Origin of the sequence: Segatella copri, from assembly GCF_949820605.1 — a bacterium.
Taxonomy (GTDB): domain Bacteria; phylum Bacteroidota; class Bacteroidia; order Bacteroidales; family Bacteroidaceae; genus Prevotella.
On sequence record NZ_CATKVU010000006.1, the window covers coordinates 2,500,159 to 2,521,907 of the forward strand.

At 43.4% G+C, this 21,749-nt stretch carries 18 protein-coding genes and 5 tRNA genes; 6 read left to right on the forward strand and 17 right to left on the reverse strand.

Features of this window, described 5'->3' with window-relative positions:
• Positions 1-49: 49 nt before the first annotated feature.
• The 12 genes from nusG to RCO84_RS11575 all read right to left on the reverse strand — a co-directional run bounded on the left by nusG (position 50) and on the right by RCO84_RS11575 (position 6,053).
• Positions 50-592, reverse strand: a complete 543-nt coding sequence (gene nusG / locus RCO84_RS11520; protein WP_006848847.1) for a transcription termination/antitermination protein NusG — start codon at positions 590-592, stop codon at positions 50-52.
• A gap of 12 nt (positions 593-604) precedes the next feature.
• Entirely contained in the window at positions 605-793 is a 189-nt protein-coding gene (gene secE, locus RCO84_RS11525; RefSeq protein ID WP_006848848.1) for a preprotein translocase subunit SecE, read from the reverse strand.
• 16 nt (positions 794-809) lie between these two features.
• Positions 810-882: transfer RNA gene (locus RCO84_RS11530), tRNA-Trp, on the reverse strand.
• Between the two features lie 64 nt (positions 883-946).
• Positions 947-2,143 (reverse strand): elongation factor Tu, encoded by a 1,197-nt coding sequence (gene tuf, locus RCO84_RS11535; protein ID WP_144152550.1) that lies wholly within the window; start codon positions 2,141-2,143, stop codon positions 947-949.
• 68 nt (positions 2,144-2,211) lie between these two features.
• Positions 2,212-2,283: transfer RNA gene (locus tag RCO84_RS11540), tRNA-Thr, on the reverse strand.
• A gap of 14 nt (positions 2,284-2,297) precedes the next feature.
• Positions 2,298-2,370, reverse strand: a tRNA-Gly gene (locus RCO84_RS11545).
• Between the two features lie 13 nt (positions 2,371-2,383).
• Positions 2,384-2,465, reverse strand: a tRNA-Tyr gene (locus RCO84_RS11550).
• A gap of 11 nt (positions 2,466-2,476) precedes the next feature.
• A tRNA-Thr gene (locus RCO84_RS11555) sits at positions 2,477-2,550 on the reverse strand.
• A gap of 99 nt (positions 2,551-2,649) precedes the next feature.
• Entirely contained in the window at positions 2,650-2,949 is a 300-nt protein-coding gene (hpf, locus tag RCO84_RS11560) for a ribosome hibernation-promoting factor, HPF/YfiA family (protein ID WP_144152548.1), read from the reverse strand.
• A 23-nt stretch (positions 2,950-2,972) separates the two neighbouring features.
• Complete coding sequence (gene xerA / locus RCO84_RS11565; RefSeq protein ID WP_317585143.1) at positions 2,973-3,857, reverse strand: site-specific tyrosine recombinase/integron integrase; 885 nt, start codon at positions 3,855-3,857, stop codon at positions 2,973-2,975.
• A gap of 80 nt (positions 3,858-3,937) precedes the next feature.
• The gene (gene rpsU, locus RCO84_RS11570; RefSeq protein WP_006848852.1) at positions 3,938-4,129 is read right to left on the reverse strand and encodes a 30S ribosomal protein S21; all 192 of its coding nucleotides are present in this window, start codon (positions 4,127-4,129) and stop codon (positions 3,938-3,940) included.
• A 136-nt stretch (positions 4,130-4,265) separates the two neighbouring features.
• On the reverse strand, positions 4,266-6,053 hold the full coding sequence (locus RCO84_RS11575) for an aminopeptidase P family protein (protein WP_317585145.1): 1,788 nt from the start codon (positions 6,051-6,053) through the stop codon (positions 4,266-4,268).
• Positions 6,054-6,300: 247 nt separating this feature from the next.
• On the opposite strand from RCO84_RS11575, the gene RCO84_RS11580 reads away from it, so the two are divergent.
• The 4 genes from RCO84_RS11580 to RCO84_RS11595 all read left to right on the forward strand — a co-directional run bounded on the left by RCO84_RS11580 (position 6,301) and on the right by RCO84_RS11595 (position 10,412).
• The gene (locus RCO84_RS11580) at positions 6,301-7,293 is read left to right on the forward strand and encodes a malate dehydrogenase (RefSeq protein ID WP_264902325.1); all 993 of its coding nucleotides are present in this window, start codon (positions 6,301-6,303) and stop codon (positions 7,291-7,293) included.
• Positions 7,294-7,513: 220 nt separating this feature from the next.
• Positions 7,514-8,368 carry a DUF3737 family protein gene (locus RCO84_RS11585; RefSeq protein ID WP_317585147.1) on the forward strand — a complete coding sequence of 285 codons (855 nt, stop codon included), beginning with the start codon at positions 7,514-7,516 and terminating at the stop codon, positions 8,366-8,368.
• A gap of 263 nt (positions 8,369-8,631) precedes the next feature.
• Complete coding sequence (locus RCO84_RS11590; RefSeq protein ID WP_317585148.1) at positions 8,632-9,834, forward strand: MalY/PatB family protein; 1,203 nt, start codon at positions 8,632-8,634, stop codon at positions 9,832-9,834.
• Positions 9,835-9,887: 53 nt separating this feature from the next.
• Positions 9,888-10,412: a nitroreductase family protein gene (locus RCO84_RS11595; protein ID WP_117586702.1), complete on the forward strand. Its 525-nt coding sequence runs from the start codon at positions 9,888-9,890 to the stop codon at positions 10,410-10,412.
• 101 nt (positions 10,413-10,513) lie between these two features.
• Here RCO84_RS11595 and RCO84_RS11600 read toward each other — a convergent pair whose 3' ends face one another.
• Positions 10,514-11,773 carry a 3-deoxy-D-manno-octulosonic acid transferase gene (locus RCO84_RS11600; RefSeq protein WP_317585513.1) on the reverse strand — a complete coding sequence of 420 codons (1,260 nt, stop codon included), beginning with the start codon at positions 11,771-11,773 and terminating at the stop codon, positions 10,514-10,516.
• Positions 11,774-11,877: 104 nt separating this feature from the next.
• The gene (gene gltX, locus RCO84_RS11605; RefSeq protein WP_287797963.1) at positions 11,878-13,395 is read right to left on the reverse strand and encodes a glutamate--tRNA ligase; all 1,518 of its coding nucleotides are present in this window, start codon (positions 13,393-13,395) and stop codon (positions 11,878-11,880) included.
• A 119-nt stretch (positions 13,396-13,514) separates the two neighbouring features.
• Here gltX and RCO84_RS11610 point away from each other — a divergent pair, with 119 nt between their 5' ends.
• Together RCO84_RS11610 and RCO84_RS11615 are read left to right on the forward strand one after the other, a co-directional pair.
• Complete coding sequence (locus RCO84_RS11610) at positions 13,515-15,614, forward strand: HD family phosphohydrolase (RefSeq protein ID WP_264902315.1); 2,100 nt, start codon at positions 13,515-13,517, stop codon at positions 15,612-15,614.
• A gap of 218 nt (positions 15,615-15,832) precedes the next feature.
• Positions 15,833-17,434: an OmpP1/FadL family transporter gene (locus RCO84_RS11615; RefSeq protein ID WP_317585151.1), complete on the forward strand. Its 1,602-nt coding sequence runs from the start codon at positions 15,833-15,835 to the stop codon at positions 17,432-17,434.
• 125 nt (positions 17,435-17,559) lie between these two features.
• Here the strand turns inward: RCO84_RS11615 and priA are convergent, their stop codons facing one another.
• From priA to porN, 3 genes are all read right to left on the reverse strand, one after another.
• The gene (gene priA, locus RCO84_RS11620; RefSeq protein ID WP_317585153.1) at positions 17,560-19,830 is read right to left on the reverse strand and encodes a replication restart helicase PriA; all 2,271 of its coding nucleotides are present in this window, start codon (positions 19,828-19,830) and stop codon (positions 17,560-17,562) included.
• Positions 19,831-20,001: 171 nt separating this feature from the next.
• Positions 20,002-20,613, reverse strand: coding sequence for a porin family protein (locus tag RCO84_RS11625; RefSeq protein ID WP_317585155.1), 612 nt, complete (start codon positions 20,611-20,613; stop codon positions 20,002-20,004).
• Between the two features lie 28 nt (positions 20,614-20,641).
• Complete coding sequence (gene porN / locus RCO84_RS11630; RefSeq protein ID WP_317585156.1) at positions 20,642-21,700, reverse strand: type IX secretion system ring protein PorN/GldN; 1,059 nt, start codon at positions 21,698-21,700, stop codon at positions 20,642-20,644.
• Between the last annotated feature and the right edge of the window lie 49 nt (positions 21,701-21,749).

Genomic DNA, 21,749 nt, shown 5'->3' on the forward strand with positions numbered 1-21,749 from the left:
AATATTTAAAATTGAAACTTATAAGGAATAACAATCTCGTAACAGAATCCTATTCCTTTTCTACTTGCATAAAACCTAATTCCAACGGAGTTTTACGTCCGAAGATCTTAACCGTAACTTTCAGCTTATGCTTTTCAGCATTAACCTCTTCAACGATTCCGCTGAAACCACTGAATGGACCTTCCATAACCTTAACAGTATCATTAACCAAGTAAGGACAATCTAGATTCTCCTCAAACTCAGTCTCCTCAGCCGAACCCAGCATACGATTGATATCGCGCTGCGGAACTGGTGTTGGTTCATCCAAACCTCCAAGGAAACCCAAAACATTAGGGAGGAAACGCAACGTATGCGCTACATCACCCTTCAGTTTGGCCTCCACAAAAACATAACCTGGAAGAGAGACTTTTTCTTTAACAACTCTCTTTCCATTACGCACAGTTGCATGCTTCTCAACTGGAATCAACACCTGAGAAACATTTGCTGCTAGTAAGTCATTGTGCTTCATTTCAGCTTCGATGTATTCTTTCACCTTAGCTTCCTTACCACTAACGGCTTTAAGCACATACCATTTATTTCCTGCGTCTGCCATTTCCTTAAAAAATTAACCTGGATAAACTACACCCATAAAGGCTTTGAAAATAGAATCCATCGCGAACACAACAAGTGCAATGACTAGGGAAGCAGATAATACAACCATTGCACTATGAGTAAGTTCGGCACGTGATGGCCAAGTAGTCTTATGCGCAAGTTCATCGTAACATGCCTTGCAATAATTTACTATTTTATTCATATTATCTTCTATTTAGCACGGGTTGAAGGGCTCGAACCCTCGACACCTGGTTTTGGAGACCAGTGCTCTACCAACTGAGCTAAACCCGTAGAAAGACTCCCGCTCCCTTAGGAGGGGGAGTCTGATATATATAGCAAATTAGATAAATCTAAATTACTTGATATCGTCGAGAATTGTTGTAATCTGACCAGAACCTACTGTACGACCACCCTCACGGATAGCGAAACGAAGACCCTCGTTCAAAGCAACCTTGTAGATCAACTCTACCTCAATCTCTACGTTATCACCAGGCATTACCATCTCAACTCCCTCTGGAAGCTTGATTTCACCTGTACAATCCATAGTACGGAGATAGAACTGAGGACGATACTTGTTACCGAATGGAGTGTGACGACCACCCTCTTCCTTCTTCAATACATAGATAGAAGCCTTGAAGTGATCGTGAGGAGTAATAGCACCTGGGTGTACAACTACCATACCACGCTTAACCTCAGCCTTATCGATACCACGGAGAAGCAAACCTACGTTATCACCAGCTTCACCCTCAGCAAGGATCTTACGGAACATCTCAACACCAGTAATAACTGACTTCTTGTCCTCACCAAGACCGAGCAACTGAACTTCGTCACCTACCTTGCAACGACCTGTCTCAATACGACCTGTAGCAACAGTACCACGACCTGTAATTGAGAATACATCCTCGATAGGCATCAAGAATGGCTTATCAATCTCGCGCTCTGGCTCCTGAATCCACTCATCAACTGTATCCATCAAAGTCTCAACAGACTTAACCCACTTCTCAACACCATTCAAAGCACCGAGAGCAGAACCACGTATAATTGGAGTATCCTCCTCATAACCATACTGCTCGAGAATCTCACGAACCTCCATCTCAACAAGCTCAAGCATCTCCTCGTCGTCAACCATATCGCACTTGTTCAAGAAAACAACCAAACGAGGTACGTTTACCTGACGTGCAAGAAGTACGTGCTCACGTGTCTGTGGCATAGGACCATCAGTAGCAGCAACTACCAAGATAGCACCATCCATCTGAGCAGCACCAGTAACCATATTCTTTACATAGTCTGCGTGTCCAGGACAGTCAACGTGTGCATAGTGACGCTTTGCTGTCTCATACTCGATGTGAGCAGAGTTGATAGTGATACCACGCTCTTTCTCCTCAGGAGCATTATCAATCTGATCGAAAGACTTAACTGCCTCAGATGTACCGAGCTTCTCGTTCAATACCTTAGAGATAGCAGCGGTCAGAGTAGTCTTACCATGGTCAACATGACCAATTGTACCAATGTTAACATGCGGTTTGGTACGCACGAATTCTTCTTTAGCCATAGCTTTTCTTTTTATTTATATAAATGAATAATCTGTTCCTCTACCATCCTAAGCATCTAGAACGATAGAGCTGTAACTGAGAGTTGAACTCAGGACCTCTTCCTTACCAAGGAAGTGCTCTACCACTGAGCTATTACAGCAAGTTAATAAATTGAGCGGAAAACGGGGCTCAAACCCGCGACCCCCAGCTTGGAAGGCTAGTGCTCTATCAACTGAGCTATTTCCGCTTATCAAAGAAAGTGGGTAGTGATGGATTCGAACCACCGAAGGCATAGCCAGCAGATTTACAGTCTGCCCCATTTGGCCACTCTGGTAACTACCCTATTTTTTCTGAGCCTCTTGTCGGATTCGAACCAACGACCCCGAGATTACAAATCACGTGCTCTGGCCAACTGAGCTAAAGAGGCAATCTTTACAGCCGCAATACGGCTAAATTTCCATCTACCGGAAAACGGCTGCAAAGATACAACTATTTTTTGAATCAACAAAATTTTTTCGAGTTTTTTTTATCGATTCCTTGATTTTTCTTTAAATTTGGTCAATTGAACCTTCATTGAGTCCACTGCCTGGTCAATTCCTTCCTCAAAAGTGTCACATGTCTTTTCTACGAACAACTTGGTTCCAGGGACAGCAACATCCAGATGAACTTCCTTATTCAAGGCAGTAGCAGGCTTTACGACCTTTAATTGCACCTCTACTTTCTGTATATCTTCAAAAGTTTTTTCTAACTTGGCGACTTTCTTTTCGATAAACGCCTGTAACTTCTCGGTAGCGTCGAAGTGAATCGACTGAATCTTAATTTCCATAGTTACCTCCATTTTTTAAAAGGTTACGCCCGAGGATGGGCTTCAATATAAACTCGTTTCAACTGTTCAAACGTTGTATGCGTATAAATCTCGGTCGTCGAGAGTTTCGCATGTCCTAACAGTCTTTTCAAACTTTCAATTCCTGCACCATGATTCAACATTGCAGTAGCAAACGTATGCCTCAACACGTGCGGACTTTTCTTTTTCAACGAGCAAACCCTTGCGAGGTTCTCCTTCACGATTTCTCTGACTTGAACCGGGCTCATCCGTCCGCCCCTATCCGCAAGCAAAAGAGCTCCAGACTTAGCCATCGCCCTTTGTGCTCTTAGAGCCAAATATTCTGAAAGAGCATTTTTAAGCTCGTCACCAAAAGGAACTATACGTTGTTTGTTTCCCTTACCCGTAATCTTTATCTCTTTTTTGATAAAGTTCACATCGTCAACATCAAGTCCTATCAACTCTGACAATCGCATCCCCGTCTCATAGAACAATATTATAATAGTACGTGCGCGTACATTATTATAATCATCGCCCCACATTTTCCTGTCAAGCAACTCATCCATCTCATTTTCTTTCAAGAATTGAGGTAGCGGTTTACTCTCCTTAGGTCCTTTGAGGCTATGAGCGGGATCCGACTCCACGTAATGTCTGACTAAAGCAAACCGATAGAACATTTTCAAAGCACTCAACCGGCGATTAACCGAGGTTGCCTTATTTCCTGCATCTATCATATGCTCCATCCAGTTGCGAATCATATCAGAATCAACAGATTCCCAAGTGAAGGATTCAGACAAGTTCCTAGCATACTGCTCAAAGAGTTTCAAATCTTCGCGATAGTTTTCTACCGTCCTCTGTGACCTGTTCAGTTCAGAGCGCAAATATTCCAAGAACTTATCTATACTCAACATAACGTCGTACCTTTTTCATTTCGGCAACGAAGTTACGAAAATTATTTTAAACTACCAAATTTTTTGAGGATTTTTTACTTTTATTCCTCGTTTGCACGCAACTGCTGTACGTAGATGGCGTGTTCCATCTTGAGACGCTTCAAAACAGAAGGCTTGTCATACTGCTGACGAGCACGAAGCTCCTTAACAACACCTGTCTTTTCGAATTTTCTCTTAAACTTCTTGAGAGCTCTCTCGATGTTCTCACCGTCTTTAACTGGTACAATAATCATTTTTTTGCTTTTAATTTATTATGTTAAACTTATGTTATTCAATGCGAAATATGGCAATGCCACAATTTGCGGGTGCAAAATTACATCTATTTTATCAAACTACCAAGTTTTTCTTCAACTTTTTACTCTAAAATGTTCATTTTATGGGTTTTGTAGCATTTTCAAGCCATATTTTCTCCTCTTCATCAAGGAAAGGAGACAATTTTTCATAAACTGAATGATGATAAGCATTGAGCCAGTCAATCTCTTCAGGCAACAACATATCAACATCTATAGGAGTGGTATCTATAGGACAAAGAGTAAGAGGCTCTATCTGCAGGAATTTACCGAACTCAGTAGACATGTAGTCTGAAAGCAGCACCGTATTTTCTATTCTTACGCCGAACTTACCTGCCAGATACAAACCAGGCTCATCAGTCAAGGTCATTCCAGCTCTCAAAGGTGTAGGCATCCACTCCATTCTTATTTGATGAGGGCCTTCGTGCACACAGAGATACGAACCTACTCCATGGCCTGTACCATGCAAGAAATTATATCCTTCACGCCACATACACTCTCTTCCTACAGCATCCAACTGTGTTCCAGATGCACCATCGGGGAATTTAACCAATTCCAACTGAATATGCGCTTTCAGAACCAAGGTATAAATATGCTTCATCTCTTCAGATACGGCCCCCAAGGCTATGGTACGGGTAATATCTGTAGTACCATCCTGGTATTGAGCCCCAGAGTCTATCAGGATCAAGCCTTCCGGTTTCAGAACGACATCTGTTTCAGGAGTTGCCTCATAATGGACAATTGCACCATGCTGCGCATAGCCGGCAATCGTATCAAAAGAAATATCTCTGAACAGTTTCTGTTCGGCACGTAGCGATGTTAATTTCTCATCAATGGAAATTTCAGTTTGTCCACCAGCCTCAACAGCAGGTTTCAGCCACTTCAAGAACTTAACCATAGCAACACCATCTTTAAGCATCGCACTACGGTAGCCCTCTATTTCTGCTTTATTTTTCACAGCCTTCATAGCCGGAATAGGAGAACCAGCAGCAACAATTTCCTGGCATTTTACCGCTTTCCACAGATAATAGCTCGTTTCATTTCCATCTAACAGGATATTATATTCCGAATATGATTCAAGGCATTTTTCCACCTTATTATATTTATAGAGAGAAACCTGATTGTCTTGAAGATACTGTTTTACTTCAGGAGATAATTTATTATCATCCACGAAAAGAGAAACTTTATCGCTCTCAATCAACAAATAACTTACAAATACAGGATTGCAATGAACATCTGTACCACGTAGATTCAAAGTCCAAGCAATATCATCCAAAGCAGAAACGAGCATACCATCTGCATGAAGTTCTCTCAAAGACTTACGGATACGGGCCACTTTAGAGGCTAGCGTCTCTCCAGCATATTCCAATGGTTGAATTACTACAGGATTTGCAGGAAGCGAAGGACGATTCTCCCAAATCTGTTCCAAAGGGTCCAAATTAGTCCTAAGCGTAATTCCACCGAGTTTACGGAGAGAATAGCCTAAATCTTTAACATAATTATAAGAGTTGACCATGCCATCAAGTCCAACCTCAGGAGATTGTACATCCTGCAATTCTTTTCCCAACCATTCTGCGATAGTAGGCGTACCTTTCATTTTCAGCCTCATCAGCTGATATTCAGTACCTTCCAACTGTTCTTCCGCAGCCAGGAAGTAGCGGGAATCAGTCCATAAAGCAGCCGATTTCATTGTAACGACAGCAGTACCAGCCGACCCGTTAAAACCAGAGATCCACTCTCTTCCTCGCCAATGGTCGGCAACATACTCGCTCTGATGAGCATCTGTACTAGGGAAGATGAAAGCAGAAAGATGTTCACGCTTCATCAACTCCCTCAATCTAGCTAAACGTAATTCGATTTCATTCATAATTGTTATGCAATTTAATGTTTAACTTAACTCCAAATAATGCATTTTGCTAATTAGAGATTACAAAGATAACATTTTTAAGAATTAACAACAAATTTAAGCGCAAAAATATGCACGATTTACATTACTTTTTATTAATTTTGCGGTCGGAAAGTAAAAAGAAGGAGTTTTACAAACTTTATTTCAGATACAGTCCACTATTTTTCAGGAGAAAAAGATTATAAACATTTAAAAAAGAATTGTAGTTATGAATTTTTTAACAAATGACAAACTCGTTATCGTCGGTGCAGGCGGTATGATCGGTTCTAACATGGTACAGAGCGCTTTGATGCTCGGTCTTACTCCAAACATCTGTCTTTATGATATCTTCGAGCCAGGTGTACATGGTGTTTTCGATGAGATTCAGCAGTGTGCATTCCCAGGTGTTAACGTAACTTATACTGTTAACCCAGAGGAGGCTTTCACTGGTGCTAAATATATCATTTCTTCTGGTGGTGCTCCTCGTAAGGAGGGTATGACTCGTGAGGATCTTCTTAAGGGCAACTGCAAGATTGCTGCAGAATTTGGTGACAACATCAAGAAGTACTGCCCAGAGGTTGAGCACGTAGTTGTTATCTTCAACCCAGCTGACGTTACAGCTCTTACAGCACTTATCCACTCTGGTTTGAAGCCAAACCAGTTGACATCACTCGCAGCTCTCGATTCTACTCGTCTGCAGCAGGCTTTGGCCCTCGAGTTCGGTGTACAGCAGGATAAGGTTACTGGCGCTCACACTTATGGTGGTCACGGCGAGCAGATGGCTGTATTTGCTTCTCAGGTTAAGGTTGACGGCAAGCCATTGGCAGAGATGGGTCTTTCTGACGAGCGTTGGGAAGAGATCAAGCACCACACAGTACAGGGTGGTTCTAACATCATCAAGCTCCGCGGCCGTTCTTCATTCCAGAGCCCAGCTTACAACGCAGTTAAGATGATCGAGGCTGCTATGGGTGGCGAGAAGTTCACATTGCCAGCAGGTTGCTACGTTAAGTGCGACAAGTGCGGCTTCAAGAACGTAATGATGGCTATGCCTACTACTATCGATAAGACTGGTGTTCACTTCACAGAGCCTACAGGTACTGAGGAAGAGCTCGCTAGCCTCCAGAAGTCTTACGAGCACCTTTGCAAGATGCGCGATGAGATCGTAGAGCTTGGCATCGTTCCTCCAGTAGCTGAGTGGAAAGAGATGAACCCTAACTTGTAATTCTCCGCTTCGGATTTTTAGAAGTTAACTCGATAAGGGCTGAATCGTGAAAATGCTTCATGATTCAGCCTTTTTTCATTTATTTTTCCCCTATAGCGACCACTTATCCCCAAATACGCCATATCGTTACATTTTTCTGTAAATCAGGTTATACGAGTTTGGCATTATTTTTGTAATTTTGCACACAGAAATAACAAATAAAAAAGGATAATAGAAAATTATGGAATTGATAAAAAACAAATCATTCGGGGGCGAGCGCCCTCTTTTCGGTGCTCACGATGTGCGTTTAGAAGATATTACGATTACAGATGGTGAATCGGGCATCAAGTGCTGCCAAAACATAGAATGCCACCATGCCAAGTTTTATGGCAAATACCCTTGGTGGCATGTGGACGGTTCCCTTATCACAGACTGCTACTTCGCCCCAGAAAGCCGTTCGGCCATCTGGTATAGTGATAATATGGTGATGAAAGACTGCACCATCGATGGGCCTAAGTTCTTCCGCGAAATGAAGAATCTGGATTTGGAGAACGTAAACATCACAGATGCTGATGAGACTTTCTGGAAGGTAGATGGCTTGAAACTGAAGAACGTAAAACTCCACGATGGAACTTATCCATTCATGTTCTCCAAGAATATCTATGTAGACGGACTTGAAAGCGACTCTAAATATGTATTCCAATACTGTAGAAATGTGGAGATTCACAACGCAAAGATTACAACCAAGGACAGTTTCTGGGAATGCGAAAATGTAACCGTCTATGATTCGGAACTGAATGGTGAGTATCTGGCCTGGCACAGCAAGAACATCAAGTTCGTACGTTGCCACATCAGCGGCGAGCAGCCTCTCTGCTACATGGACCATGTAACTCTGGAGGATTGCACCTTTGATAAGGAATGCGACCGTGCCTTCGAGGATTGCACCAACATCGATGCACAGATTAAGGGAAGTATCACCAATATCAAGAACCCTATCTCCGGAAGAATCGAGGCAGACGAAGTGGGAAGCGTAACGTATACTGAGTTTGCCAAAGCGCCAAAGGGTGTATGTGAAATCACAGATAAATCGAAATAGTTTAAGAGGTAATTACAGAAATGACAACAATCAAGTAAATTACTTATTGTTCCCATAACTAATTGTTCTTACACTTAACTGAAATCTCCGTTCATAGACACTGAACGGCCGTTCAAAAGCTTTGAATGTACGTTCAATGTCTTTGAACGGAGATTCAAAGTCTATGAACGAAGATTTCAATTAGGAGAAAAAGAGATTTATCCTATATAAATAAGAGATTTATCCTATATAGATAGAAGAAACAACATAGATAGAAAACAAATATGAAATACAATTTTGATGAAATCATCGAACGTCGTGGAACCAACTCATATAAATGGGATTTGGTGAAGGAAGACGGCGTTATTCCGATGTGGGTAGCAGATATGGACTTCCAGACAGCTCCCTGCATCATCGAAGCCCTGCAGAAGCGTGTAGCTCATGGCATCTTCGGCTATACCCTCGTACCTGATTCTTATTACGAGGCTATCATCAGCTGGTTCTCCCGCCGCCACCAGTGGAAGATAGAGAAAGACTGGATTCTCTATACTTCAGGCGTTGTACCAGCCATTTCTTGCTGTCTGAAAGCCATCTGCATGCCTGGCGAAAAGGTATTGGTACAGACACCTGTCTACAACTGCTTCTTCTCCTGCATTACAAACAGCGGCTGCGAAGTAGTAGAAAACGAACTGAAACGTGTGGGCAACTGCACTTATGAGATAGATTTCGAAGACTTCGAGCGCAAATGTGCCGATGAGAAGACCACAGCCTTCATCCTCTGCAATCCTCACAATCCAGCCGGAAGAGTGTGGAAGAAAGAGGAACTTGAGCGAATGAACGACATCTGTCTCAAGCACGGGGTAAAGGTCATCGCAGATGAAATTCATTGCGAGCTCATCATGCCAGGCTATCAGTATACTCCATTTGCCAGCATCAGCGAGGCTTGCCGTGACAACTGCGTAGTATTGAATTCACCATCAAAGTCATTCAATATAGCAGGACTTCAGATAGCCAACATTATCTGTCCGAATGCAACATTGCGCCGCCGCATCAACCGTGCCATCAACATCAACGAGGTTTGTGACGTAAACCCATTCGGCGTTATCGCTCTCCAGGCAGCTTACAATGAGGGAGAAGAATGGTTGGATGAATTGAACCAATATCTCTACGAGAACTATCAGGCAGTAAAGGAATTCTTCAATACCGAATTGCCACAAGTTCGCGTTACCCGCCTTGAAGGCACCTACCTGGTATGGCTCGATATCCTGCCATTCGAACTGTCAAGCGACGAGGCTTATGAAAAGCTGATGAACGATGGTAAGGTATTCGTCAACAGTGGTACGATGTATGGCAGAAAGGCTGGCCAGGGCTACCTGCGCCTTAACATCGCCTGTCCTCGCAAGACCCTGATGCAGGGCCTGATTCGCATTGCTCGGGTTCTCAGCCAGTATATGGATGAAGAGGATTTAAGCGGATGCCCTGCATAAAAGAGCGAAGAAAGAGAAAAGATTTCTAAATAAAATGTTTAAAACAAGATAAGATGGAAAATGAAGTTTTGAAAGCCATTAAGGAGAGAAGAAGTATTCGTCGCTTCAAGGCAGATCAGATTACCGACGAAGAGTTGAAGACGGTATTGGAAGCCGGCACATGGGCAGCAACAGGTCATGGAACTCAGGAGCCTTTCATCATTGCCGTTCAGAATCCAGAGATTTGCGCCCAGCTTCGCAAGATGAACGCAGAAATCATGGGTGTAGAAAGCGATCCTTACTATGGAGCGCCAACCATCGTTATCGTTCTGGCACCAGAAAGCAACGTTAACGGTGTGAAAGATGGCAGCCTTATCTTAGGCAATATGATGCTTGCTGCCCACTCTATCGGCCTTGCATCTTGCTGGATTAACCGTGAAGACGGCATGTTTGCATCAGAAGAAGGCAAGAAGTTGATGAAAGACTGGAATCTTCCAGAAGGTTTGATGGGAGTAGGAGCCTTAGCCTTGGGTTATGCTTCTGCGCATCCTCATACCGTAAAACCAAGAAAAGAGGATTACTACCGCATTATCAAATAAAGGCAGGATGCCTGGTTTACGGCACATACATATACAAGAAAAGGTCTCATGAAGGAAAACATTCATGAGACCTTTTCTTGTATATGTATATAATGAAGCTATTACAACTTTACACTTGCCAAGACCTTATCAGTAGCGCCAGCCAAATGAGCCACGAAGGTGCCAGCCTTATCGCCAGCCTGTTTCAGGAAGGTCTCATCATTCATCAGAGAACTCATCAAACCTGAGAAATCCTCATAGGTATTGATTTCAAAACCTCCACCCGATTTCAGCAAGCCCTGAGCCTCCTGAAACTTTTTATTGTTCGGACCAAAGATAACCGGCATATTCCATACGGCAGCCTCCAAGGTGTTATGAATACCTACACCAAAGCCACCACCGATATAAGCCACATCACCATAGTTGTACATACTGCTCAACAACCCGAAACAATCGATGATCAAGACATCAGCATCTGCAGCTTCTTCCGGAGTAGTTTGCGTATAGCGCACCACCTTCTTGCCCTTTATCAGAGAAAGAATCAACTTCAGATGCTCTTCAGCGATGACATGAGGAGCAATCAGCAGGCGCCAATCCTTGTGCTCATTAAAGAAAGGTATAAAGATATTCTCATCTGGTGGCCAAGAGCTACCGGCAACAAATACCTTGAAATCATGATGAGGTACATCCGCAGACTGAGATGAAGCTACTCCTGTTCTGAAAGCCTCGCAAATCGGCAATTGCTTGGCAGCCTCCTTTATCTGGAGAACACGGTCGAAACGGGTATCGCCTACCACATCCACAGCCGTGATGCCGATACCTTCGAGCAATCGCTTGCTCTCTTCGTTCTGTACGAAGAAACGGGTAAAGCACTTCAGCACTCCAGCATAGTTTCTGCCATACCATTTGAAGAACACCTGATCCTCGCGGAAGATACTGCTCACGCTATAAGTAGGAATGTTGCGATGCTTCAGGATATGAAGGAAATTAGACCAGAACTCATACTTGATGAAGAAAGCCATCACAGGACGTACCAATCTAAGGAAACGGATGGCGTTCAACCTAGTATCCACCGGCATATAACAGATGATGTCAGCTCCCTCATAGTTCTTGCGCACCTCATAACCCGAAGGAGAATAGAAGGTAAGCAGAATCTTATACTGAGGATAGTCCTTGCGGATACGTTCCATCAAAGGTCGTCCCTGTTCAAACTCACCGAGCGATGCAGCATGAAACCAAATGTACTTAGCGTTAGGATCCACCTTCTGCTTCAATATTTTGAAAGCCTCACGCTCACCACGCCACATCTTGCGCACCTTTTCATTAAACAGACTTGCAATGGCTATGCCCCAAAGGACGAAATATATTACGATATTATAGATCATGATATTTCTTTATATTGGTTACTATCTATAAATACGTGAACTCTCTGAATAGCCTTCAGCAATATGCTGCAGAAAGCCATTCAGAGAGAAATTATTGTGAATTAACCCAAAACTTCGATTGCCTTGCGAAGACGGCGCAGAGTTTCCTCCTTGCCAAGGAAGGCAGAGATATCGAACATACCCGGGCCCTTGCCCTCACCTACGAGAGTCAGACGGAATGCGTTCATCACATCACCCAGCTTATAGCTCTTATCCTCTACCCATTTCATCACGACAGGTTCCTGACCTTCGATAGAGAAATCCTCAATACCTTCAAGCACATCAGCAAGTTCTGTCATCTGCTGTGCAGAATATTCCTTCCAGCGCTTCTTGGCTGTCTTAGCATCATACTCTGTAGGAGCAATGAAGAAGAAAGAACACAATGGCCACAGTTCATAGACAAAGTTCACACGATCCTTCATCATGTGTACCACCTGCTTTACGCGGTCCAGAGTTTCCTCTACACCATTGTTGGCAACAATAGGGGCAAAGAGGTTAGCTATTTCATCATCGCTCTTCATCAGAATGTATTCGTGGTTGAACCAGATTCCCTTCTTGAAGTCGAACTTGGCACCAGCCTTAGAGCAACGTGAAATATCAAAAGCCTTCACCAGTTCATCAAGAGAGAAGATTTCCTGTTCTGTACCAGGATTCCAGCCGAGGAGCGCCAGGAAGTTGACTACAGCCTCTGGGAAATAGCCACTCTCACGATAACCGGAAGAAACCTCGCCAGTCTTAGGATCATGCCATTCCAGCGGGAATACCGGGAAACCGAGGCGGTCGCCATCACGCTTACTCAGCTTACCTTTACCTTCAGGCTTAAGAAGCAAAGGAAGATGCGCAAAACGAGGCATGGTATCTTCCCAACCGAAAGCCTTATAAAGAAGTACGTGCAAAGGCGCACTAGGCAACCACTCCTCACCGCGGATTACATGAGAGATTTCCATCAGGTGGTCGTCTACGATATTTGCCAGGTGATAAGTTGGCAATTCATCAGCACTTTTATAAAGTACCTTATCATCCAGGATATCACTCATTACCTTCACATCACCACGAATCATATCGTTCACGTGAATTTCCTGTCCCGGTTCAATCTTGAAACGTACAGTATACTGCTTTCCGTCAGCAATCAGTTTATCAACCTCTTCCTTAGAAAGAGTCAGAGAGTTGCGCATCTGCATACGAGTATGAGCATCATACTGGAAATTCTGGATTTCGGCACGTTTCGCTTCCAACTCCTCAGGAGTATCAAAAGCAATATACGCCTTATCATTATCCAGGAGCTGCTGAACATACTGCTTATAGATATCACGACGTTCACTCTGGCGATAAGGTCCATGCTCTCCACCGAAACTTACACCCTCGTCAAACTGGATACCCAGCCACTTGAAAGATTCCAGGATATATTCTTCGGCTCCAGGCACGAAACGATGAGAATCTGTATCCTCAATACGGAACACCAGCTCACCTCCATGTTGGCGAGCAAACAAATAATTATACAGAGCGGTACGAACACCGCCAATGTGCAATGCACCCGTTGGACTAGGGGCAAAACGCACCCTTACTTTTCTATCTGCCATGTCTTTTTATAGCTATTTTCAAATTTTTCTGCAAATTTACATCTTTTTTTGCGATTTTAGCCGTTTTTTTTTCGTATTTTCGCACTGTAAAACGAAATAAGTAAGAAAAAAGTAGGAAAATGAGCATATTTAACAACCCAGAAGAGAACTATTGGCGCAATTTCGCCACAAAAACGGTTTTGATATTAATTACCGTTGCTATCATTGTTTGGTTCCTTCCTCGCAACGAAGGAAGGATGTTCAGGTACGATGTTGGAAAGCCATGGATGTATGGTTCCGTCATCGCAAAATTTGACTTTCCGATCTATAAGACCGATGAAGCCATCAAGCGTGAACAGGATTCGCTGATGAAGCAATTCCAACCTTATTATTCTGTCAATGAATCCATCGGCAGCGAACAGGTGAGCCGTTTCCTGCACGACTTCAGCCAAGGTGTACCAGGTTTGCCAAAAGAATATGTGGGACTCATAGCCCACCAGCTTCAGCGCCTTTATCAGACCGGCATCATCGCTACCACGGAATATAATCGTATCTACAAAGATTCTACCAGTATGATACGAATTATCAACGGAAAGAATGTGAAGAGCGTACCTATCGGTTCGTTCTACTCTACTATTGCCGCTTACGAACGCATCTTCTACGATGAGAAACTGGCAACCCAGCGACAGCTTTTATCCCGTTGCAACCTTAACAATTATGTTGAAGCTAACGTCATATACGATAAGGAAAGAAGCGAGGCAGAGAAAGCCGACATGATAAGCAGCATTCCACTGGCAAGCGGAATGGTGATGAGCGGACAGAAGATTGTGGATCGTGGAGAAGTGATTACGAACAACACCTATCGGGTGCTCAATTCATTCGATAAGGAGATGAAGCGCCGCAGTTCTACCCAGGAAGAACTGACAACCACTATCATCGGACAGGTACTGTTTATCTTCATTCTTGTCATGCTGTTTACCTCTTATCTCTCACTTTTCAGAAAAGACTATTTTGATAAGCCGCGCAGCATTACCATGCTTTATGCGATGATTACGCTGTTCCCTATCTTTGTGTCACTCATGATGAAACACAATTTCTTCAGTGTCTATATCATCCCATTTGCCATGGCGCCTATCTTCGTACGTGTGTTTATGGACTCGCGTACAGCCTTTATCAGCCACGTTACGATGATTCTCATTTGTGCAGCAGCAGTAAAGTACCAGTACGAGTTTATCATCGTACAGCTGGTAGCTGGTCTTGTTGCTATTTACAGTTTGCGTGAACTCAGCAAGCGCTCGCAGATATTCATCACAGCCCTGTTGGTAACTATAGCCAGCGGTGTAGTATATCTTGCCCTTCAACTGATGCAGGACAACCAGGTGTTCAACGTAGATGCCAGCATGTATACCTACTTTACTGTAAACGGCATCTTCCTGCTACTCTCTTATCCGCTCATGTACATTATAGAAAAGATGTTTGGATTTACATCTAATGTTACACTTTTCGAGTTGTCAAATACCAACAAGGGATTACTTCGCAACCTGAGTGAGATTGCTCCAGGCACCTTCCAGCATTCTATCACCGTAGGTAATCTGGCTGCAGAGATTGCCAACCGCATCAGAGCCAACAGTCTCCTGGTACGTACCGGAGCACTCTATCATGATATCGGTAAGATGACTAACCCTGTTTTCTTCACAGAGAATCAGGCGGGCGTTAATCCTCACGACCAGTTAAGCGACCTTGAGAGCGCACAGATTATCATAAGCCATGTTTCAGAAGGTCTGAAGATGGCAGAGAAGGTTGGTCTGCCAGGCATTATAAAGGATTTCATCACTACTCATCACGGAACGGGCATCACCAAGTATTTCTATATTAATTACTGTAATGCTCACCCTACAGAGGTGATTGACAAGTCACAGTTCCAATATCCTGGTCCGAACCCATTTACCCGCGAACAGGCCATCCTGATGATGGCAGATACGGTTGAAGCGGCTTCGCGCTCTCTGAACGAATATACTGAAGAAAGCATCAGTAACCTCGTCAATAAACTCATCGACGGACAGGTGGCAGATGGTTTCTTCAAGGAGTGCCCTATCACGTTCCGAGACATTGCTCTCGCTAAGCAGGTACTCATCGAACGACTCAAGGCTATTTACCATACCCGTATTTCGTATCCTCACTTAAACGTAAAACAGAATGCCGGCAAAAAGACGAGTCAGGAGTCTAAAGAACAAGAGTAAAGATACAATTCGCGAAGTTCTTATGCCGTAAAGCGTATAAACGGATATACAAAAAGGTAAAACATAACCAATAATAGTCCTTTTTCTTGCACAGTTTTTAAAATCTGTGCAAGAGAAAGGGCTTTTTGCGTTAATATGCTTTAAATATTTAATAAAACCAATAGCGAAATAGAACATTATAATTACCTTTGCGGACGTTTTTATTTAATATTATTAAGATGAAGAAACTAAAATTAGTTAGTTTAGCCATTGCGATGGCTTGTGCAACCCCATCTTTTGCAGGCGGTTTGCTCACCAACACCAATCAACATGTAGCATTCAACAGAATGATGAGCCGTGAGGCTTCAATTGGTATCGACGGTGTTTATTACAATCCAGCCGGAGTTGTATTCATGGGTGAAGGTCACCATCTCGCCATCAACTGGCAGTTGGCTTACCAGACACGTAGCATTGAAAATGATTATGCTCTGTTCACAAATAATGTGAACAATCCTATTACTCCTCGTACATTCAAGGGTGAGGCTTTTGCGCCTGTCATCCCTTCATTCCAGTATGCTTATAATAAAGGTAGATGGTCACTCCAGGCTAGCTTCGCCCTCACAGGTGGTGGCGGCAAGTGTACCTTCGATAATGGTCTGGGCTCTTTCGAAAAGATCGTAGCAGAGACAGCAATGGCTGCTTGCGGTCTGGCAAAAACTGTTGACAATGTATTGGGTAATACACTAGGACAGCCAGGAATGCAAATGTTTACAACCGACCAAGCTTTCGGTCAGAAAGGCGAATATAGTTACAATAGCTATATGCATGGACGTCAGTACTATTACGGTCTCTCTGTAGGTGCTGCATACAAATTCAGCGACAATTTCAGCGCATTTGCAGGTGTACGTGGTGTCTATGCTTCAACAAACTACTATGGATATGTTGAAAACATCAAGGTAGGCAACATGCCTCTTTACAAGGTACTCGACCCTAACAAGGAAAATGCAGCCAACATTGAATTGAGCTGTGATCAGAGCGGCATCGGCTTTACTCCGATCATCGGTGTAGACTTCAAGACAGGCAAGTGGAACTTCTCTGCAAAATATGAGTTCAAGACTCGCATACGTTTGAAGAACAAGTCTGTAAATCAGGCTCCTAGTATCAGTGCTCTCCCAGACAACTTGTCCAGACAGATGGTTGGAACATTGACTCAGGTGTTCACAAATAAGGGTATGACTCCAGAGAAAGCTCAAGCTGTAGCTACAAATACTACTCAAGCAGTTTTGACTAACGGTGATGTACTAAAGACAATGGCTGGCTTGAAGACTCAGTTCGATACAGAGCTCGAAGAGGCTATCGGTGAATATGAGGATGGCAAGAAGATTGCTGGTGATATTCCTGCTTATCTGGCACTCGGTGTTGGCTACAGTCCTGTAAATGTAGTACGCGTAAACGTAGGTTTCCACTGGTTCGATGACAAGCACGCTACATCTTACAACAACCGACAGGAAAAGTTGAAGCGTGGTACATTGGAATACAACGCAGGTGTAGAGGTAGACGTAAACAAGAAGATTACCCTGAGTACAGGTTGGCAGAACACCAACTATGGCTTGAGCGATGAGTACATGGACGACAAATCATTCGTTGTTGGTTCCAACTCAGCAGCTATCGGTGGTGTTTATCACATCAACAAGAAGATGGATCTGAACGTAGCTTACTTCCACACCTTCTATCAGCACAAGAAGACTACAGAGAATGTAGAACTAATAGGAAAGACCTACAGTTCAGACTACACTCGTAACAACAACGTATTCGCAGTAGGTCTCGACATCAACTTCTAAACATAACTACAAATATCATAATTAAAAGGCTACCCGTTCTTGCAACAAGTAACGGATAGCCTTTTTCATTTTATTTACCAATCATATTTTCTTCCATCCTGCCAGAGAAAAGGATGTCCAGAAAACTACAATGGGTCTACATCATAATAAATCTGCAGAGCTCCATATCTCGGATCCTTTCCCATCTGTTGCTGAGCAAACTTCAGATATTCTCTTACCTTCTGCTGATCAATACCATTTTCCAGTTTGATAACAATCTTCCGGATGTTCATCGTCTTAACCCTTGCCACAGCAGGTTTATCGGGTCCCAACACACGCTCGCCAAACCAGCTTCTCAGCGTTTTGCTGAGCTCATGGCTAGCCTGTTCGCATACCTTATCATATTTATGTTTTACATATACATTAATCAGGTGAAAGAAAGGTGGATAATGAAAAGTTCTTCTCTCCTCCAGAATCCCCTGATACAAACCTGCATAATCATTATGCACCACCTGTCCGATTACAGGCAAGGTAGGATTCTTGGTCTGTAGAATCACCAAGCCACGCTTACCTTTTCTTCCAGCTCTACCACTCACCTGTGCCATCATCATGAAAGCATGCTCGTAGGCGCGGAAATCGGGATAGTTGAGCATCGAATCAGCATTCAGGATGCCTACTACACTCACCTTATCGAAATCGAGACCCTTAGAAACCATTTGCGTGCCTATGAGAAGATTCGTCCTGCCTTCAGAGAAGTCTGCGATAAGCCGTTCGTAGGCATTTCGTGTACGTGTTGTATCCAAATCCATTCTGGCAATCTTGGCTTCCGGAAAGATTTCCGCTATCTGGTCTTCTATCTTCTCGGTACCAAAACCGCGTCCCATGATTTCCGTACTGCCACAGTTAGGACATTCCGTAGGAACCGGATAAGTGTAACCACAATAATGGCAAGTAAGCAGGTTGATACTCTTATGCAACGTAAGCGAGACATCACAGTTCTTACATTTCGGCACCCAACCACATACCTTACATTCAACCATCGGCGCAAAACCACGACGATTCTGAAAGAGGATTGCCTGTTGCCCATTCTTCAAAGCCTCTCTTACTGCAGCCAAAAGCTGTGGAGAGAAAGAACCGCTCATCATCTTACGGCGGCGCAAGTCTTTTACATCTACCACCTGAATTTCCGGCAACTGAATACCTTTGTATCTTGTCTTCAGCTCTACCAGGCCATACTTACCTTGCTGCGCATTATAATAACTCTCCATCGAAGGCGTAGCCGTACCCAATAAAGTCTTAGCCCCATACATCTTGGCAAGCACAATGGCAGCACTTCTGGCATGGTAGCGCGGAGCGGGATCCTGTTGTTTGAAGGAAGTCTCGTGCTCTTCGTCTATAATGACGAGTCCCAAATTCTTAAAAGGCAGGAAGACGGCACTTCTGGCACCCAGGATTACATCATAGGGATGATCAGAGAGTTGTTTCTGCCAGATTTCTACACGCTCAGCATCACTATATTTAGAATGGTAGATGCCCAGCCGGTCGCCGAAAACTCGATGAAGGCGCTCCATGATTTGTACGGTCAGAGCGATTTCCGGCAGAAGATAGAGCACCTGCTTATGCTCCTCTATGGCTTTTCTGATAAGATGAATGTAGATTTCCGTCTTTCCGCTGGATGTCACACCATGAAGCAATACAACATCCTTTTTCATCATTTGCATCAGGATTCCATTATAGGCATCTTGCTGAGCCAAAGAGAGTGGTTTAATCAAGTCAAAATGAGATTCTCCATTCGTATTCAATCGTCCTATTTCCAATTCATAAGTAAAGAGAATTCCCCTGTCGATAAGCGCCTTGACAACAGCAGCCGTACAATGGCTCTCGTTCATCAGTTCTTCCTTGGTCACTTTTTTTATGCCTTCTCTAGGCGTATCGCCATCAAGACTGTCCCAATGCGAGAGACTCAGAAAGGTGGTTAAAGTTTTGGCTTGCTTCAAGGCTCTCTGCACCAGATTGAGCGCTACATGAAGTGCCTGCTCACTACGGTACGTACTGGCAAGTTCTACATAGAGTTCCATCTTGGGCTTGAATTTCTCTGTAGACTTCAGTCCACCGGGCATAGCTGCATTATAGACATCGCCTAACGGAGCCATATAATAATAGCCAATCCATTGCCACAATCTCATCTGCTGAGGCAACAGCGAAGGGGTACTGTCAAGTACCGCCTCGACAGGTTTGCAGGAGAATGCAGGCTTATCATCATGCAGCCGGGTAGCCATTGCGATATATTTCTTACTTTTACCAAGAGGAACCAGCAAGCGTACCCCAGGCACAACTTTCCTTTCCATCCCATCAGGGACAGAATAAGTAAAGGTTCCGTCGAGCGGAAGGGGTAATATCACATCTACATATTTCATATCTAATCTTCTTTAACCTTGAAATATCCATCATTCAGGCTTTCGACTTGCAAAGTTAGCAAAAAAAAAGCAGATACCCATCATCGGATACCTGCTTTTATATATTTTAAGATGTACTAGGCGAGACCATACGATGTTCTCACCCATAATCTGTCCTGTTCTTTTACAAGATTAGAACCAATAACCCAAAGCAATCTGCCAACTGTTATTCTTACTGTTACCATTCACAATCTTTTCGCTTGTTTCCTTCCAGGTAACATCTGCAGTCTTACCGCAAGCAATGTTATAGTTTGCAGAAAGCTGGAGATGGCTCAGCAGGGTAACACCCAAACCTACGTTTACACTGAAGTTTGTTTTCTTCAGAGAATAGCAGCCTGATTTATCCCACTCGAAGTTCTTGTCGCCAACGTTGATACCCCACTGTGGACCAGCGAAAACGAAAACATTAGCCAAGCTGCTCAAACCAAAGCCATAACGTACGTTTACAGGAATATTAAGAGATTTCTGAGTCATCGTTGTCTCTGCATCATCTACAGACACCTTAGCTTCCTTCTGATCGTACAAGGCAGCAGCATCAAAACTCAAGCCAACAATAGGGATAGTAACCTTTACCATTGGACCAACAAAGAAACCAGTCTTGTTAGATGCATCAAATACATCGTTACTCAAAGACATATTAGTAACATCCAAACCGCCCTTCAAACCAAACTTAATCTGGGCATTAGCATTTGTAGCAAACATCATGGCTGCTACAACCATTAATACTGATAAAACTTTCTTCATTCTATATTTACTTTAATTCTTATATAAATTAATGACGCTCTCTACGAACCGTTACCCTAGCTGAGCCACCAGAAGAAACATTGCTTCCTCCTAATCTGCGTTTTTTAACAGTAGAAGTCTTAGCTGGTTTAGATGCAGAACCACTTCTTCTGTTACGGCTTTTCTTCAGAGTCTTGGCATCCATATTCTTTTCTGCCTTGGCAATACTGTCAAGAGAATCCTTCCGAGCCTGATTACCCCAGATATTCTTCTCAAAGGCAACCAACTCAGCTTCTATGCGTTTCTGTTCTTTCGCCATGGCTGTATCCGAAGGACAGTATTGTGCCAGGGTATTGCCCTGCATATTATTGGTTTTATAGATTTTACCCCGATACAGATTCTTGGTAAAATAATCTTCTGCACTCATCACAGCAGCATTGTTCACATTACTGGTCATCAGCTGCTGCTTAGCCAGGAAAGGAGCCAGATCATCATACTTCACCCAGAAGAGCGGATACTTATTTCCTACATCTCCAAAGTCATCATTACGGGTCATGATAGGGCACAAAGCCAATACCTTGGTATGGAAAGAAGCAGTTTTCTGGTCATAATAAGAAGTCTCCTTCACATAGTACGACTTCACTTCTGCTGACGGAATATCGCTGTCATCAATATGCACCTTTCCATTATCAGTCTTCTCGTAGTAGATATGATAATTATCTACGAATGCTTTCGGAGTAAGACGGTTGGCGGCAGAAAAATCTTCATTACCATCCATACGATACTGATAAACAGGCACTCTACCCGTAAACATCAGTTTAAAGATATAGGTAAAGAGATTCATCTTACCATCTGTTGGCTCTACAGGATAATACAAGGCTGCATTGGCATCATCTGTGAGATTGAGTTCACGATAGATGTCTCTTCTCCAAACCACGTCCTCATCCATCGGAATAGCTGTAGGGAAATAGAGTTTGGCACGCAAGGTCATATTGTCAGCATTCGACTGTTGTGCCTTTTGCTGAGCCTGCTTTCTGCGAGCCGCTGGCTGTGCCATGATGCTCTGCACCATTCCCAAAAGCATGAATATGAATAATATCTTTTTCATTACATTGAACTTTGAACATTGAACTTTGAACTTTATGATAAGTAAAGCC

Excerpts from the sequence above, each read along its gene's own strand:
- gltX (WP_287797963.1), bottom strand. The coding sequence starts at position 13,395 with ATGGCAGATAGAAAAGTAAGGGTGCGTTTTGCCCCTAGTCCAACGGGT.
- RCO84_RS11575 (WP_317585145.1), bottom strand. The coding sequence starts at position 6,053 with ATGAATGAAATCGAATTACGTTTAGCTAGATTGAGGGAGTTGATGAAG.
- RCO84_RS11615 (WP_317585151.1), top strand. The coding sequence starts at position 15,833 with ATGAAGAAACTAAAATTAGTTAGTTTAGCCATTGCGATGGCTTGTGCA.
- hpf (WP_144152548.1), bottom strand. The coding sequence starts at position 2,949 with ATGGAAATTAAGATTCAGTCGATTCACTTCGACGCTACCGAGAAGTTA.
- rpsU (WP_006848852.1), bottom strand. The coding sequence starts at position 4,129 with ATGATTATTGTACCAGTTAAAGACGGTGAGAACATCGAGAGAGCTCTC.
- secE (WP_006848848.1), bottom strand. The coding sequence starts at position 793 with ATGAATAAAATAGTAAATTATTGCAAGGCATGTTACGATGAACTTGCG.
- priA (WP_317585153.1), bottom strand. The coding sequence starts at position 19,830 with ATGAAATATGTAGATGTGATATTACCCCTTCCGCTCGACGGAACCTTT.
- porN (WP_317585156.1), bottom strand. The coding sequence starts at position 21,700 with ATGAAAAAGATATTATTCATATTCATGCTTTTGGGAATGGTGCAGAGC.
- RCO84_RS11595 (WP_117586702.1), top strand. The coding sequence starts at position 9,888 with ATGGAAAATGAAGTTTTGAAAGCCATTAAGGAGAGAAGAAGTATTCGT.
- RCO84_RS11585 (WP_317585147.1), top strand. The coding sequence starts at position 7,514 with ATGGAATTGATAAAAAACAAATCATTCGGGGGCGAGCGCCCTCTTTTC.
- RCO84_RS11625 (WP_317585155.1), bottom strand. The coding sequence starts at position 20,613 with ATGAAGAAAGTTTTATCAGTATTAATGGTTGTAGCAGCCATGATGTTT.
- xerA (WP_317585143.1), bottom strand. The coding sequence starts at position 3,857 with ATGTTGAGTATAGATAAGTTCTTGGAATATTTGCGCTCTGAACTGAAC.
- RCO84_RS11610 (WP_264902315.1), top strand. The coding sequence starts at position 13,515 with ATGAGCATATTTAACAACCCAGAAGAGAACTATTGGCGCAATTTCGCC.
- RCO84_RS11580 (WP_264902325.1), top strand. The coding sequence starts at position 6,301 with ATGAATTTTTTAACAAATGACAAACTCGTTATCGTCGGTGCAGGCGGT.
- tuf (WP_144152550.1), bottom strand. The coding sequence starts at position 2,143 with ATGGCTAAAGAAGAATTCGTGCGTACCAAACCGCATGTTAACATTGGT.
- nusG (WP_006848847.1), bottom strand. The coding sequence starts at position 592 with ATGGCAGACGCAGGAAATAAATGGTATGTGCTTAAAGCCGTTAGTGGT.
- RCO84_RS11590 (WP_317585148.1), top strand. The coding sequence starts at position 8,632 with ATGAAATACAATTTTGATGAAATCATCGAACGTCGTGGAACCAACTCA.